The sequence below is a fragment of the Nucisporomicrobium flavum genome, from assembly GCF_016464385.1.
GTDB classification, from domain to species: Bacteria; Actinomycetota; Actinomycetes; order Mycobacteriales; family Micromonosporaceae; genus Actinoplanes; species Actinoplanes flavus_A.
Genome location: NZ_JADMLH010000010.1, coordinates 303,320 through 317,741 on the forward strand (window position 1 = coordinate 303,320; position 14,422 = coordinate 317,741).

The 14,422-nt window shown below is 71.8% G+C and carries 11 protein-coding genes; 2 read left to right on the forward strand and 9 right to left on the reverse strand.

All coding sequences use genetic code 11. The features are described 5' to 3' along the window. Positions 1 to 50: 50 nt before the first annotated feature. A complete protein-coding gene (gene pepN / locus IT780_RS24680; RefSeq protein ID WP_199514065.1) occupies positions 51 to 2,561 on the reverse strand; it encodes an aminopeptidase N in 2,511 nt (836 codons plus the stop codon). Between the two features lie 53 nt (positions 2,562 to 2,614). Between pepN and IT780_RS24685 the strand changes: the two genes are divergently transcribed. Both IT780_RS24685 and IT780_RS24690 read left to right on the forward strand, forming a co-directional pair. Beyond that, entirely contained in the window at positions 2,615 to 3,211 is a 597-nt protein-coding gene (locus IT780_RS24685) for a type II secretion system protein (RefSeq protein WP_199514020.1), read from the forward strand. Next, a complete protein-coding gene (locus IT780_RS24690) occupies positions 3,208 to 4,800 on the forward strand; it encodes a ricin-type beta-trefoil lectin domain protein (RefSeq protein ID WP_199514021.1) in 1,593 nt (530 codons plus the stop codon). Before IT780_RS24685 ends, IT780_RS24690 begins: the two co-directional genes overlap by 4 nt. Here IT780_RS24690 and IT780_RS24695 read toward each other — a convergent pair. From IT780_RS24695 to IT780_RS24730, 8 genes are all read right to left on the reverse strand, one after another. After that, the gene (locus IT780_RS24695) at positions 4,787 to 5,239 is read right to left on the reverse strand and encodes a GNAT family N-acetyltransferase (protein WP_199514022.1); all 453 of its coding nucleotides are present in this window, start codon (positions 5,237 to 5,239) and stop codon (positions 4,787 to 4,789) included. The two genes, IT780_RS24690 and IT780_RS24695, sit on opposite strands and share 14 nt — an antisense overlap. A gap of 59 nt (positions 5,240 to 5,298) precedes the next feature. Then, positions 5,299 to 6,798: a GTPase ObgE gene (obgE, locus tag IT780_RS24700; RefSeq protein WP_199514023.1), complete on the reverse strand. Its 1,500-nt coding sequence runs from the start codon at positions 6,796 to 6,798 to the stop codon at positions 5,299 to 5,301. A 148-nt stretch (positions 6,799 to 6,946) separates the two neighbouring features. Then, a complete protein-coding gene (gene rpmA, locus IT780_RS24705; protein ID WP_199514024.1) occupies positions 6,947 to 7,219 on the reverse strand; it encodes a 50S ribosomal protein L27 in 273 nt (90 codons plus the stop codon). Positions 7,220 to 7,231: 12 nt separating this feature from the next. Next, entirely contained in the window at positions 7,232 to 7,546 is a 315-nt protein-coding gene (gene rplU / locus IT780_RS24710; RefSeq protein ID WP_015619590.1) for a 50S ribosomal protein L21, read from the reverse strand. A gap of 196 nt (positions 7,547 to 7,742) precedes the next feature. After that, complete coding sequence (locus IT780_RS24715) at positions 7,743 to 8,270, reverse strand: hypothetical protein (RefSeq protein ID WP_199514025.1); 528 nt, start codon at positions 8,268 to 8,270, stop codon at positions 7,743 to 7,745. Between the two features lie 118 nt (positions 8,271 to 8,388). Continuing rightward, a complete protein-coding gene (locus tag IT780_RS24720; RefSeq protein ID WP_199514026.1) occupies positions 8,389 to 11,478 on the reverse strand; it encodes an Rne/Rng family ribonuclease in 3,090 nt (1,029 codons plus the stop codon). A 129-nt stretch (positions 11,479 to 11,607) separates the two neighbouring features. Further along, the gene (locus IT780_RS24725) at positions 11,608 to 12,381 is read right to left on the reverse strand and encodes a TIGR03936 family radical SAM-associated protein (protein ID WP_267910129.1); all 774 of its coding nucleotides are present in this window, start codon (positions 12,379 to 12,381) and stop codon (positions 11,608 to 11,610) included. Between the two features lie 2 nt (positions 12,382 to 12,383). Next, positions 12,384 to 14,327, reverse strand: coding sequence for a TIGR03960 family B12-binding radical SAM protein (locus tag IT780_RS24730; RefSeq protein WP_199514027.1), 1,944 nt, complete (start codon positions 14,325 to 14,327; stop codon positions 12,384 to 12,386). Between the last annotated feature and the right edge of the window lie 95 nt (positions 14,328 to 14,422).

Here is a 14,422-nt window from a genome sequence, read left to right on the forward strand (position 1 = left end):
CCGTGCTGTCGAGGCTATCCTCTCGAACCGGGAGCAAGGGGCGAAATCATCTATCCGCGGGCGTGCAGCGCGCGCCGGACGTCGTCGTCGCCGTCGGTGACCACCCGGCGCAGGATCGCCGAGAGGTCGCCGCGGCCCAGCAGCTCGGCGGCGAGCTCGCGGGTGCGCTCGGCCACCACCACCGACGGGTACGCCGTGACGGCCAGCCGCTCCCCGCTCATGCCGGTCCGGCGCGCGAGCATTCCCGGCATGTCGGCGAAGTACCGCTCGGCGTACGGCTCGACCAGCGCCAGCTGCTCCGGCTGCCAGAAGCCCTGCGCGGTGGCCTCGAGGATGCGGTTGGACGCGTCCGGATCCGAGATCACGAACTCCCAGGCGCGCGCCTTCGCCTCCGGGTCGGGCAGCGCCGCGCGGCACCGGGCCGCCGCCTGCTCGCCCTGGGCGCTGCGGTCGCGCGCCAGCTCGGCCTCGATCCGCTCCGGTCCGGCCGCGCCCAGCACCACCAGGCGCTGCAGGATCAGCCAGCGCAGGTCGGCGTCCACGGCCACGCCGTCGGGCACGTTCTCGCCGTCGAGCCAGCCCTGCAGGCGGGCCGTGTCGACGCTCGAGCCGATCAACCCGCGCACCCCGGCGAGCTGGCGCGAGCTGCCCGGCTCGGCGGCGGCGACCAGCCGGTCGCAGGCCTGCGCGAGCATCTCCAGCGCGGCCGGCCGGGACTCCGGCGTCGGGTAGCGGTCCACCAGGGCCCGGGTCATCCGCAGCACGTCCTCGACGATGACCACCTCGCGCTCCACCGGCAGCGCGGCCAGCACCAGCGTGACCAGCTCGGCGACGGGCCGTTCGCCGTCGGTGACGGCGTCCAGCATCCCGCTCCAGAGCACCGCGCGCGCCAGCGAGTCGTCCAGGAGCGGCAGGACCGCGGGCACCGCCGCGGCCGACTCCGGGTCGAGCCGGATCTTCGCGTACGCCAAGTCGCCGTCGTTGACGAGCAGCAGGTCGGCGACGGGCTCCCCGGCCAGCTCCGCGATCACCGTCCGGGCGCCGTCGGTCTCCGGGTCCACGTCGACCTCGATCATCCGGCGCAGGGCCACCGCACCGTCCGCGCCGCGGTCGTAGAGGCCGAGGCAGAGCTTGTGCGGCCGCAGCACCGGATGCTCGTCCGGCGCCGTCTGCACGAGCGTGACCTGCGCATACCGGCCGTCGCCGGTGCGCTCCACCTCGGCGCGCAGCGTGTTGACCTGTTCGCGGCGCAGCCACACGTCGGCCCACGCGCCGAGGTCACGGCCGCTGGCCCGGGACACGGCGGCCAGCAGGTCGGCCAGCGTGGCGTTGCCGTACGCGTGCGCCGCGAAGTGCTCGTTCAGCCCCGCGAGGAACGCCTTGTCCCCCACGTACGCGACGAGCTGGCGGAGCACGGCCGCGCCCTTCGCATAGGAGATGCCGTCGAAGTTGAGTAGCGCCAGCGCGGTGTCGTCGACGTCGGCCGGCGCGACGGGATGCGTCGAGGGGCGCTGGTCGGCGCGCATGCCCCACGCCTTGCGCTGCATCGCGAAGGTCGTCCAGGTCTCGGTGAAGCGGGTGGCCTCGGCGGTGATCCGGGTGCCCAGGTACTCCGCGAACGACTCGTTGAGCCACAGGTCGTCCCACCACGCCATGGTCACCAGGTCGCCGAACCACTGGTGGGCCATCTCGTGCGCGACGACCATCGCCCGCTGCTCGCGCTGGCCGTCGGTGACGGCGGAGCGGTAGATGAACTCGTCGCGGAACACGACGATCCCCGGGTTCTCCATCGCGCCGAAGTTGAACTCCGGCACGAACGCCTGCCCGTAGTGACCGAACGGGTACCGCACCTCGAAGAGCTCGTGGTAGCGGTCCAGGCACTGCTTCGTGACCGTGAACAGCTCGTCCGCCTGCCCGTCGAGGTGCTCGGCGAGCGCCTGCCGGCAGTAGAGCGCCAGCGGGATGCCGTCGTGCTCGTCGGTCACCGCGTGGTACGGCCCGGCGATCAGCGACACGAAGTACGTGGCCAGCGGCTTGGTCTGCGCGAACTCCCAGCGCCCGCCGCTCGCCGCACCGGCCCGCTCGCCGTTGGCCGCCACGAGCCAGCCCTCGGGCGCGGTGACCGCCAGCGTGAACGGCGCCTTGAGGTCCGGCTGGTCGAAGCAGGGGAAGATGCGCCGGGCGCCGTCCAGGAACATGTGCGCGTACAGGTAGACGCGGTCGTCGGCCGGGTCGACGAAGCGGTGCAAACCCTCGCCGGTGTTCGAGTAGCGCATCTCCGCCTCGACCACCAGCTCGTTGGCGGCGGCGAGCCCGGTCAGCGTGAGCCGCTCGCCGGCCGACGCGGACGGCTCCAGCGGCGTGCCGTTGAGCGTCGCCGAGATCAGCGAGGCCGGCTCCCACTCGACGAACGTCGAGCCGCCCGGTTCGGCGGAGAAGGTCAGCACCGTCCGCGACCGGAACGTGTCACCGGGTGCGGTGATGTCCAGGTCGACGGCGTAATCCGTGACGGTGATGGCGGCGGCCCTCTCGGTGGCCTCGGCGCGGGTCAGGCTCGGCATGCCGACCATCATGCCCGAGAACATCGTCACGGCTTCTCACAGACTGCTGACCGATGCCGACTGAGGTGGTCATGCGGCTCAGCAGCGGGCGGCCCGCCGACGACGGGTTCACGATCATCGAGGTGATGGTCGCGCTCGCCCTCATCAGCACGGTGATGGCCGCGCTCGGCACGTACTTCGTGTCGTCGGCGCGTACGAGTCGCTATCAGGCCCAGATCCAGACCGCGACGCGCCTCGCCCAGAGCGGGATGGAGGCCGCTCGCGGATTCGGCGGGCCGACCCTGCTCGTCGGGCGCGCGCAGTGCGGCGCCTGCACCGACGTGAGCGGCTTCGACTCCCTGGGCTACCTGTCCGACACCGTGCGCTGGGACGCGCCCGTGGCCGCCGTGACGGCGACCGTGCCGCTTCCGGACGTCGCGGAGATCACCTCCGTCAACGGCGTCTCCTACTACCGCTACTACTTCGTCGGACGCTGCTGGCAGGCGTCCGGCGGCGGCCGGTGCGGCGTGAACAACGCGCTGCCCGCGGCGATGGTCCGGCTCGTCGTCGGCGTCGCCTGGCGCTCCCCCGACTGCCGCCACGCCGTGTGCATCCGCGCCGCCACCTCGCTGTTCAGCGCGGACCCGTCCGACCCGGTGTTCGCGCAGTGATCCGCCGGGCCGTCTCCCGGGCCACCGGCGACCGCGGTTCGCTGCCCATGGCGATGCTGCTGATCCTCGTCGGCGTGTCGCTCAGCGGCCTGCTCGCCGCCGCGGTGTCCGCGCAGATCTCCGGCACCCGCGCGACCGTGCACAGCTCCGAGGCCCTGGACGCGGCACAGTCCGGCATCGACGTCGCCCTGGGCCAGATCCGCCTCGCCGTCACCGACGGGGCAGGCGACCCGGCGAAGCTGCCCTGCGGCCCGTTCACCGGCGCGGTCAACACCGCCACCGACCAGTCGTACACCGTCGCCATCTTCTATCTGCGCACGCAGCCGCCCGCCGGAGACGTCGGCTGGGCGCAGGCCAACAAGATGACGTGCACGGGCAGCCACCTGTCAGGGGCGGAAACCCCCGTCTACGTCCTGCTCTCGTCGACCGGTCGCGCTCTGGACACCGGAGGAACAACTGCTCCACGTACGGTCACAGCGACGTACACGATGCACAGCACCACCCGCGAGAACGTCGCCGGCGGACTCGTGCACGTTCTCGGGCAGAACAACCCCGACCTGTGCTTCTCCGCGCCCGGCAAAACGCCGGTGGCCGGTGCGCCGCTGACCCTGCAGGTGTGCGACAGCAACGACGACCGGCAGAAGTTCGCGTACGTGTCGAACCTGAACCTGGTCCTGGTGGCCTCCCGCGCGGACGGCTCGACAGGCATGTGCCTGGACGCGGCGCCGGTGCACGGCGAGCAGGTCGTCTTCCGTCCCTGCGCCGACCCGACCGCGGAACAGCAGCAGTGGAGCCTGAACGACCGCGCGAACTTCGAGGGCACCAAGAACGCCGTGCGCGACCAGCAGTGCTTCCATGTGGTCAGCCCGGGGATCGCCGGGAGCACGATCGTGCTGCACGCGGCCGCCAATGACCCGGCCGGCGTCTCGCAGTACGACAAGGCCTGCGGAGACGACTACACCGTCACCCGCAGCTTCCAGCCGGAGGCGGCCGTCGGAACCGGCGGCGCGGGCGCCAGGAGCAACCAGTTGGTGAACTTCGAGCAGTTCGGCCGCTGCTTCGACGTCTCGGGCAACGACGTGTCCGAGAAGTACATGGTCATCTGGCCGTGCAAGCAGAGCCCCAACGGCGTCGTGCAGTGGAACCAGGTCTGGCACCTGCCGGCGATCCCGGACGGACACAGCAGCGGTACGGGCGTCATCTGGCTGCACAGCGACCAGGACAACCGCACCTACTGCCTCAGCAGCCCCGGCTGGCTCAACCCGCCCGGCTACGCCCCGGCGACCGCGTCGTACCCGAAGCTGGTCACCTGCGACCCGACGGCACCCGCCACCCTCGCGACCACGTGGACGCGCCGCGGTGCCACGGGCGTGTTCGCCACCGCGTACCGGATCGAGACGACGTACGGCGCCCCGACCGGGACCGCCTGGTGCCTCGCCCCCACCGACACCGCGTACGACTACTGGTACACGGGCAACAAGGACGTCAGCAAAGGCACGCTGGCGGTCTGCGACGGCACGCGCGGCCAGAAGTGGAACGCGGACCCGATGGTGCTCAGCTCCGCGGTGAGCGACGTCAGCGAGAAGTGAGCGCCAGCGACTTCTCGAAGCACACGCTGTACGGATTCCCCACGTACTCCCCGTACACCGGGATCGGCACGTAGCCCGCGGAGCGGTACAGCGCGATGGCCGCCGGCAGGTAGGTGCCGGTCTCGAGGCGCAGCACCGGCCGGTCCGCCGCGAGCGCCTCCTCCTCGAGCGCCACGATCAGCTGCCGGGCGATGCCCCGCCCCCGGTACGCCGGCCGCACGTACATCCGCTTGAGCTCGGCGGCCCCCGGCTCCAGGGGCTGCCACGCCCCGCACGCCACGACCCGCTGATCGACGATCACGACGAGGTACGACACGTCGTCGTGCAGCTCGTAGACCTCGTCGTCCGCGCCCTCACCGGCCTCCCCCAGCTCGCGCTGCTGCGCCATGAGCAGCGCGGCGAGCTCGGGATCGGTGGCGGTACGGGACTCGATCAGCATCCGTACAACCTAGATCGCGCCCGTTTCCAGCACGTTGCGCCCATCTGGACGGGAGCGGATCACTCGTCGTCCAGGTCGTCGTCGTCCGTGACGAGAACGGGCTTGGCCGCCATCGAGACCGTCGACACCGTGCCGTCCTCGGACATGTGCAGCAGCTCGTCGTCCGAGCGGATGCGGCGCGACTTGCGGGCGGCCAGGCGTTCCGCGGCCGAGGCGCGGCCCGTGGCCTCCTCGAGGCGGGCGTCCGTGCCGCGCGGGCCGGAGACGAACTCGCCGGCGTTGGGCTGCCAGTCGAACTCCTGCTCGGCGATGCGCACCGGGTCGCCGGCCTTGGCGCCCTTCTTCGCCAGCGCCGCCTCGACCCCGACACGCTCGAGCCGGTCGGACAGGTAGCCGACGGCCTCGTCGTTGTCGAAGTTCGTCTGGCGGATCCAGCGCTCGACCTGGACGCCCCGGACGACGTACACGCCGTCGGCGTCCTGCTCGATCGTGAAGCCCTTCTCGTCCACGGCGCGGGGGCGGACCACCGTACGCGTGGGCTCGATGACCGGGGTGGCCAGGCGGTGCGCGGCGACGGCCTCGGCCAGCGCGTAGGTGAACTCCTTGAGCCCTTCGCGGGTGATCGCGCTCACCTCGAAGACGCGGTAGCCGCGGGCCTCCAGGTCGGGGCGGACCATCTCGGCCAGGTCCCGCCCGTCCGGGATGTCGATCTTGTTGAGCACCACCATGCGCGGCCGCTCCTCGAGCCCCCCGTACGCGGCCAGCTCCGCCTCGATGGCGTCCAGGTCGGCGATCGGGTCGCGTTCGATCTCGGGCGCCGCCGCGTCGAGGACGTGGACCAGCACGGAGGTGCGCTCGATGTGCCGCAGGAACTCCAGGCCCAGCCCCTTGCCGGTGGCCGCGCCCGGGATCAGGCCGGGCACGTCGGCGACCGTGAAGGTCTCCTCACCGGCCTGCACGACGCCCAGGTTCGGCACCAGCGTGGTGAACGGGTAGTCGGCGATCTTCGGCTTCGCCGCGGAGATGACCGAGATCAGCGAGGACTTGCCGGCCGACGGGAAGCCCACCAGCCCCACCTCGGCGACGCTCTTGAGCTCCAGGACCACGTCGAAGCGGTCGCCGGGCTCGCCCAGCTCGGCGAAGCCGGGCACCTTGCGCCGGGTGTTGGCCAGCGACGCGTTGCCGCGTCCGCCCCGGCCGCCGCGGGCCACGTCGAAGGTGGTGCCCTCCCCGACGAGGTCGGCGAGGACCTCGCCCTCGGGGGTCTGCACGACCGTGCCGTTGGGCACCTTCAGGACGAGGTTCGCGCCGTTCGCGCCGTCCCGGTTGGCGCCCATGCCGCCGGTGCCGTTCTGCGCCTTGACGTGCGGGCGGAAGTGGAAGTCGAGCAGCGTGTGCTGCTGCGGGTCGACGACGAGCGTGATGCTGCCGCCGTGGCCGCCGTCGCCGCCGTCGGGCCCGCCCAGGGGCTTGAACTTCTCCCGGCGCACCGAGACACAGCCGTGGCCGCCGTCACCTGCCTGCAGGTGCAGCACGACCCGGTCGACGAACGTAGCCACCTTGCCAACTCCTCGAGGTACGAAACAGACCCTTGTGGCAACGCCCGCAGGGTCGCCCGGCTTCCCGCCGGGGAAACGCCAGCGGGCCGCGGACCCCGTAAGGTCCACGACCCGCTGCGATGCTGTCGGCCGCCGCGGCGGCCGGGTCTTACTCTGCCGAGGCCGGAGCCGCGACCGGCACGATGCTGATGGTCTTGCGGCCACGCTTGTGACCGAAGAGCACGTTGCCCGCGGCGAGCGCGAACAGCGTGTCGTCGCCACCGCGGCCGACCAGGTCGCCCGGGTGGAACTTCGTGCCGCGCTGCCGGACGATGATCTCGCCTGCGTTCACCAGCTGGCCGCCGAACCGCTTGACACCGAGCCGCTGGGCGGCGGAGTCACGGCCGTTCCGAGAGCTGGATGCACCCTTTTTGTGAGCCATGGCGGTTCGTCCCTACTTCCCGCTGGAGATGCCGGTCACCTTGACGCGGGTCAGCGGCTGACGGTGACCCTGGCGCTTGTGGTAGCCGGTCTTGTTCTTGAACTTGTGGATCCGGATCTTCGGACCCTTGGTGTGCTCGGCGATCTCGCCGGACACCGTCACGTTGGCAAGCTTGGCCGCATCGGTCACCAGGTTGTCACCGTCGACGAGGAGGACCGCGGCGAGCGTCAGCGAGTCGCCGGGCACACCCGCGAGCTTCTCGACCTCGATCACGTCGCCCTCGGCAACCTTGTACTGCTTGCCGCCGGTCTTGACGATCGCGTACATGGGACGCGGACTCCCTGAGACTTACGCAGCGAAGATCGCTGCTTGGCGGATGAAACTCGGTCCCGGCCCCGCAGCTCACTGTCACGACCAACTACTGTCAGGCAGTCACTGCGTCACGCACGGGAACATGGCGCCACGAAAATGCGCCGTCAGAAAGAGTACTTCATGAGACTGCCGCTTCCCAAACCGGGGAGCGTCAGTCGGTCCCGCAGGCCTTCGACAGCGTCTCCTGCAGGCCGTCCAGCTTCTCGGCGTCGAGCTTGCGCACGTCGCCCTTGAGCGCCGACACCTGCTTGCTCATCGCGCCCAGGGCCTTCTTCAGCTGCGGCTCCGAAGCCAGCTTCGCCATGTCGCCCAGGGCGAAGGAGTAGTTCTCCACGTCCCGGGTGGTCTTCGCCTTGGCGGCGGCGACCGCGGCCTTGTCCTGCGCCGACTCGGCGTCGATCAGCAGCTTGAGGTCCTGGGCGAAGTTCTTCGCGGCGTCACCGCCGGTCTTCGCGGCCTGGTCGCAGATCGCCTTCGTGTTGCCCTTGAGCGCCGCGTCACCCTTGCCGGCCGCCGACGAGCGGGGTGCCGGTGCGCTGCTCCCGCCGGACGTGGGCGTGCCCGCCGGGACGGAAGCCGCCGGCGTCGCCGCGGCCGGGGTGTCGGCGGACTTGTCGGTCGAGCAGGCGCCGAGCAGCAGGGCGCTGCTCAGGACCGCCGCGCACAGAACGCGTCGCATGATGCTCCTACAGGGGATGAGCGAGGGGATCACGAGACTAGCCGACATAGATCATCCGACATGGAGCGGGCGGCCCCAGCAGCACGTTCTGCCAGGACCGCCCGGAAAACCACACTTCTCAGGGCCGGGTACGCCGCCGTGCGCCACCGCGCCGCGAGCGACGCCGTCCGCCGGTGCCCGCACCGACCGACCCGTCGTCGTCCTCGTCGTCGTCGGCCGCGTCCGGGTCGTCCGCGCCCGTCAACTGCAGCGGCTCCGTGCCGTCGGCCTCGTACCGCGACAGGTCGTAGCCGCTGATGTCGTAGTCGTCGTCATCGTCGTCCGAGGAGACCTTCGGCGCGGGACTGATCACACCCGAGCCGGCCGCGACGATCCCCGAGCCGGCCGGGGGCAGCCCCGCCGTCTCGGCCGCCGGGTCCTCGGCCACCGCGTGCGCGGTGACCGGCTGCTCCGCGATCGGCTCCTCGGCCGCCACGACCTCGGGCTCGACGGGGGCCTGCTCGCCGCCACCGCCGCGACGGCGCCGCGACTTGGCGGGCTGAGCCGGGGCCTCCGTCCGCGCAGCCGCCGCGACAGCCTTCACCTGGGTGCCCGCGCCCGTACCGGCCGACCGCTTCTCCGGCACCGGCTCGGTGTGGATGATCACGCCGCGGCCCTTGCAGTGTTCGCAGGTCTCGCTGAACGCCTCGAGCAGCCCGGCGCCGATGCGCTTGCGGGTCATCTGCACGAGTCCCAGCGAGGTGATCTCGGTGACCTGGTGCTTCGTCCGGTCCCGGCCCAGGCACTCGGTGAGCCGCCGCAGCACCAGCTCGCGGTTGCTCTCCAGCACCATGTCGATGAAGTCGATCACCACGATGCCGCCGATGTCGCGCAGCCGCAGCTGCCGGACGATCTCCTCGGCCGCCTCGAGGTTGTTGCGGGTGACCGTCTCCTCGAGGTTGCCGCCGGCGCCCGTGTACTTGCCGGTGTTCACGTCGACGACGGTCATCGCCTCGGTACGGTCGAAGACCAGGTGGCCGCCCGAGGGCAGGAACACCTTGCGGTCCAGGCCCTTGAGGATCTGCTCGTCGATGCGCTTGTCCGCGAACACGTCGCCCCCGCCGGTGTAGCGGTGCATCCGCTCGACCAGGTCGGGCGAGACGGAGTTCAGGTAGTTCTCCAGCTCGCCGTACGCCTGGTCGCCCTGCACGATCAGCTCGCGGAAGTCCTCGTTGAAGAGGTCGCGGACGACGCGGATGACCAGGTCGGGCTCCTCGGAGAGCGGGCGCGGCGCGGCACCCTCGGCCGCCTTCGCCTGGATCTCCTCCCACTGCGCCTGCAGCCGCTTGACGTCGCGGGCCAGCTCGTCCTCGCTGGCGCCCTCGGCCGCCGTGCGCACGATCACGCCGGCGCCGTCCGGGACCAGCTTCTTCAGCACGTCACGCAGCCGCTTGCGCTCGTTGTCGGGCAGCTTGCGGCTGATGCCGGAGGCGTTCCCGTTCGGTACGTACACCAGGTGCCGGCCGGAGAGCGCGATGTGGCTGCTCAGCCGTGCGCCCTTGTGCCCGATCGGGTCCTTGGTGACCTGGACCAGCACGGAGTCGCCGGAGCGCAGCGCCTGCTCGATCGAGCGTGCCCGCCCCTCGAGCCCGGTGGCGTCCCAGTTGACCTCGCCGGCGTAGAGGACGGCGTTACGCCCCCGGCCGACGTCGACGAACGCGGCCTCCATGCTCGGCAGCACGTTCTGCACCTTGCCGAGGTACACGTTGCCGACCATGGTGCCGGAGGTGGACCGGGACACGTAGTGCTCGACCAGGACGCCGTCCTCGAGCACGGCGATCTGCGTCCGGTCGGGCTTCTGCCGGACGACCATGACCCGGTCGACGGCCTCGCGGCGGGCCAGGAACTCCGACTCGCTCAGGATCGGCGGGCGGGTCCGGCGCTGCTCGCGGCCGTCCCGGCGGCGCTGCCGCTTCGCCTCCAGGCGCGTGGAGCCGGAGACGCCCTGCACCTCGTCGCTGCGGCGCGGCTCGCGCACCCGCACGACCGTGTGCACGCCGTCCTCGACCCCGCCGGACTCGGCGTCGCCCGAACCCTTGCGGCGCCGGCGCCGGCGGCGGCGGGTGACCCCGTCGCCCTCCTCGGCGTCGTCCTCGTCACCCTCGGCCTCGGCGGCGTCCTCGGGCTGCTCGGCGGCGCCGTCATCCTCGTCGGCCTCGTCGGACGGGCCCTTGCCGCGCCCGCGTCCCCGGCGTCCCCGGCGACGCCGGCGGCGGCCGGCGCTGTCCTCGTCGTCATCGTCCTCGTCGGCGCCGTCCTCGATGTCGTCCGCGGTCTCGTCGGTCTCCTCGAGCACGGGAGCCTCGACGGCCTCGACGGCGGTCGTCTCCTCGGCCTCGGCCGCGGCGCCACCCCGGCGGCGACGCCGGCTCTTGCGGACGCCCTCGGCGGGCTCCTCCGCAGCGTCGGGAGCCACGAGCTCGGCGACGGCCTCGGTGGTCTCGGCGACCGGCTCGACTGCGGAAGCGGCGGCTCCGCGCCGGGTGCGGCGGGTCGTCGGCGCGGGCTCGGCCTCCGGGTCCGGCGGCATGAACAGCACGGCGGGCGGCAAGGCGGCCTTCCGGCCACGGCGCGGCTTCGGCTCCTCCTCGACGAAGTCGTCGTCGAGCGGCAACACCCCGATGACGGGTACGCCGGCAGCAGCGTCCTGAGCGGTCTCGTCCTCGTCCTCGACGACCGGCTCCTCGACAGCGGGAACCGGGACCGGCGTGGACACGGCCGACGTGGACACGGCCGGCGTCTCGTCCAGGGATGCGGCCGGCGGCTCGGCGGGCGCGGCGGCCGGCGCGGCCTTCTTGCGCGCCCGGCTCCGGGTGGCCTTCACGGGCGCGACCGGCTCGGCATCGCTGAGCAGGCTCTCCGCAACGGCGGCGGGCTCCTCCGCCAGGGCCTCCGCAGCAGCCGGGGCGGCCTTCTTGCGCGCCCGGCTCCGGGTGGCCTTCACCGGGGGTGTCGCAGCGGTCTCCGCCGCGGCGACGGCGTCGCCGGCGTTGGCCGCCTCGTCGGCGGCGCCGGGCTCCGCGCCGGGCGCGTCCACCGGCACAGCCGGCGGCGTGGCCTTGCGACGCGGGGCGCGGGTGCGGCGCGCGGGTGCAGCGGTCTCGGCGGCTTCAACGGTGGGAGGCGTTGCCTCGTCCCGTTCACCGCCCTGTGGCTCGTTATCGAGCATCGGGCGCTCTCCAGTTCTGGCGGCCCCGGGCGCGGGTGAGCGCTGCCACGCAGGGTCGCCGCAAGTTTTTCGGTCCCGGCCGTCGGACGGGCTTCCGAAGTCTGCCAACGCGGGCGCCGGCCGAACCGGTCAACGCCCTCCGATGGGTGCGTCCTCGCGATCCGCGTCCAACGGATCGACGATCTCCCCCTGCGGGGTGAGCGAACCCTGGGCCAGCCGGGTCACCCGTGGGGGCACCGGCGGCTCCAGGCCGGCCACCACATGCAGGCCGGACAAGACGTCATCGGGCCGTACGGCGGGCGTGACCTGCCGCACGACAAGGTCGATTATCGCACACCGTGCCGCCCCGGCCCCGGAAGGTGCGCCAGACTGCTCGGTCACAGCGAAGAACGCAACTGCATTTCGGGCGTCGAACGAGCGCCGTCCCTGCTTCGTCATGCGCTCGACCAGCACTTCCTCGGCCGCGAGGAACGCCCGGACGGCCTCGGCCGCCACCGCGGGCTCGACCTCGGGAAGCTCGATCAGCCACCGGGACGCGTCGATCCGGTCGGCCAGGCTGCCCTCGCGCGCCACCACGGCGTCAAGGACGTCCAGGCCCGGGGAGAGCGCCGCGTCCAGCGCCACGCGCAGCTGCTGCGGGTCCACCTCGGCCTGCAGCCCGATCTCCAGGTACTCCGCCTCGCTCCCGACGCCGGTCGGCGCGGCACTCGCGTACGAGATCTTGGGGTGCGGGGTGAAGCCCTGGGAGAACGCGATCGGGACCGCGGCACGCCGCAGGGCCCGCTCGAAGGCTCGCGCGAAGTCGCGGTGCGAGGTGAAACGCAGCGGGCCGCGCTTCGCGTAGCGCAGGCGGATCCGCTGGACGACGGGCGCCTGACCGCCGACGGGCTGGTTCTTGGCCATGGCTAGACGGGTACTCGCAGACTGTTCACGGGGGTCAGGGGCAGCAGCTTCTTGCCGGTGGGGCCGATCTGGATCTCGGTGTCCATCGCCGGGCACACGCCGCAGTCGAAGCACGGGGTCCAGCGGCAGTCGTCCTGCTCGTACTCGCCGAGCGAGTCCTGCCAGTCCTGCCAGAGCCAGTCCTTGTCCAGACCCGAGTCCAGGTGGTCCCAGGGCAGCACCTCGAGCTGGTCACGCTCGCGGGTCGTGTACCAGTCGAGGTCGACGCCGAAGCCGGGGAGCACCTCGGCGCAGGCCTCGACCCAGCGGGTGTACGAGAAGTGCTCGGACCAGCCGTCGAAACGCCCGCCTTTGTCCCAGACGCGCCGGATGACCTTGCCGACCCGGCGGTCGCCGCGGGAGAGCAGGCCCTCGATCAGTGACGGCTCGCCGTCGTGGTAGCGGTAGCCGATCGCCCGGCCCAGCGACCGGTCGCTGTTGATCTCCTGCTTGAGCAGCCGGAGCCGGTTGTCGATGACCTCCGGGCGCTCCATGGCGGCCCACTGGAACGGGGTGTGCGGCTTCGGCACGAACCCGCCGATCGAGACCGTGCAGCGGATGTCCTTGGTACCCGCGGCGGCCCGGCCGGCCCGGATCACCTCGTGCGCCATGTGCGCGATCTCGAGCACGTCCTCGTCGGTCTCGGTGGGCAGGCCGCACATGAAGTACAGCTTCACCTGCCGCCACCCGTTCGAGTACGCGGTGACGACCGTCCGGATCAGGTCCTCCTTGGTCACCATCTTGTTGATGACCTTGCGGATCCGCTCGGAGCCGCCCTCGGGCGCGAACGTGAGGCCGGTGCGCCGACCGTTGCGGGACAGCTCCTGCGCCAGGTCGATGTTGAAGGCGTCGACCCGGGTGGACGGCAGCGACAGCGAGACGTTGGTGTCGGCGTACTGCTGGGCCAGGCCCGAGCACATGTCGCCGATCTCGGAGTGGTCGGCGCTGGACAGCGAGAGCAGGCCGACCTCGGAGAAGCCGGAGAACTCCAGGCCCTCCTTCACCATCTGCCCCACGGTGGTGATCGACCGCTCGCGTACCGGGCGGGTGATCATGCCGGCCTGGCAGAACCGGCAGCCCCGGGTGCAGCCGCGGAAGATCTCCACGGCGTACCGCTCGTGGACCGTCTCGGCGAGCGGAACCAGCGGCTTCTTCGGGTACGGCCAGGCGTCCAGGTCCATGGTCGTGCGCTTGGCCACCCGGAACGGCACGTCCGGACGGTTCGGCACGACGCGCTGGATCCGGCCGTCCGGCAGGTAGTCGACGTCGTAGAAGCGCGGCACGTAGATGCTCTCCGTACGCGCGAGGCGCAGCAGCAGCTCCTCACGACCACCGGGGCAGCCCTCGGCCTTCCACTCCCGGATGATGCCGGTGATCTCGAGGACCGCCTCCTCGCCGTCGCCGAGCACCGCGGCGTCGATGAAGTCGGCGATCGGCTCCGGGTTGAAGGACGCGTGCCCGCCGGCGAGCACGATCGGGTCGTCGTCGCCCCGGTCGGCGGCGTCCAGCGGGATGCCGGCCAGGTCCAGGGCGGAGAGCATGTTGGTGTAGCCGAGCTCGGTCGCGAACGAGATGCCGAGCACGTCGAACGCCTTCACCGGGCGGTGCGCGTCGACCGTGAACTGCGGGACGCCCCGCTCCTTCATCAGCGCCTCGAGGTCCGGCCAGACCGCGTACGTCCGCTCGGCCAGCACGTCGGGCTGCTCGTTGAGCACCTCGTACAGGATCTGCACGCCCTGGTTGGGCAGGCCCACCTCGTACGCGTCCGGGTACATCAGCGCCCAGCGCACGGTGGTCGCGTCCCAGTCCTTGACGACGGCGCCGAGCTCGCCGCCCACGTACTGGATCGGCTTACTGACCCGGGGCAGCAACTGCTCGAGCTGAGGAAAGACCGAAGCGATACTCATGCCACGGCCTCGCTTCGCTCCCCCGCGCCATGAGGCACGAGCGCACTGAGTTGACTGATTCGCTCGCGTTGCTCGCTCATGGGCATCCAGCGTAC

What these genes read in the sequence shown, in the direction of transcription:
- IT780_RS24715 (WP_199514025.1), bottom strand. Translation starts at nt 8,270, where the DNA reads ATGCGACGCGTTCTGTGCGCGGCGGTCCTGAGCAGCGCCCTGCTGCTC.
- IT780_RS24730 (WP_199514027.1), bottom strand. Translation starts at nt 14,327, where the DNA reads ATGAGTATCGCTTCGGTCTTTCCTCAGCTCGAGCAGTTGCTGCCCCGG.
- IT780_RS24720 (WP_199514026.1), bottom strand. Translation starts at nt 11,478, where the DNA reads ATGCTCGATAACGAGCCACAGGGCGGTGAACGGGACGAGGCAACGCCT.
- rpmA (WP_199514024.1), bottom strand. Translation starts at nt 7,219, where the DNA reads ATGGCTCACAAAAAGGGTGCATCCAGCTCTCGGAACGGCCGTGACTCC.
- rplU (WP_015619590.1), bottom strand. Translation starts at nt 7,546, where the DNA reads ATGTACGCGATCGTCAAGACCGGCGGCAAGCAGTACAAGGTTGCCGAG.
- IT780_RS24695 (WP_199514022.1), bottom strand. Translation starts at nt 5,239, where the DNA reads ATGCTGATCGAGTCCCGTACCGCCACCGATCCCGAGCTCGCCGCGCTG.
- pepN (WP_199514065.1), bottom strand. Translation starts at nt 2,561, where the DNA reads ATGCCGAGCCTGACCCGCGCCGAGGCCACCGAGAGGGCCGCCGCCATC.
- IT780_RS24685 (WP_199514020.1), top strand. Translation starts at nt 2,615, where the DNA reads ATGCCGACTGAGGTGGTCATGCGGCTCAGCAGCGGGCGGCCCGCCGAC.
- IT780_RS24725 (WP_267910129.1), bottom strand. Translation starts at nt 12,381, where the DNA reads ATGGCCAAGAACCAGCCCGTCGGCGGTCAGGCGCCCGTCGTCCAGCGG.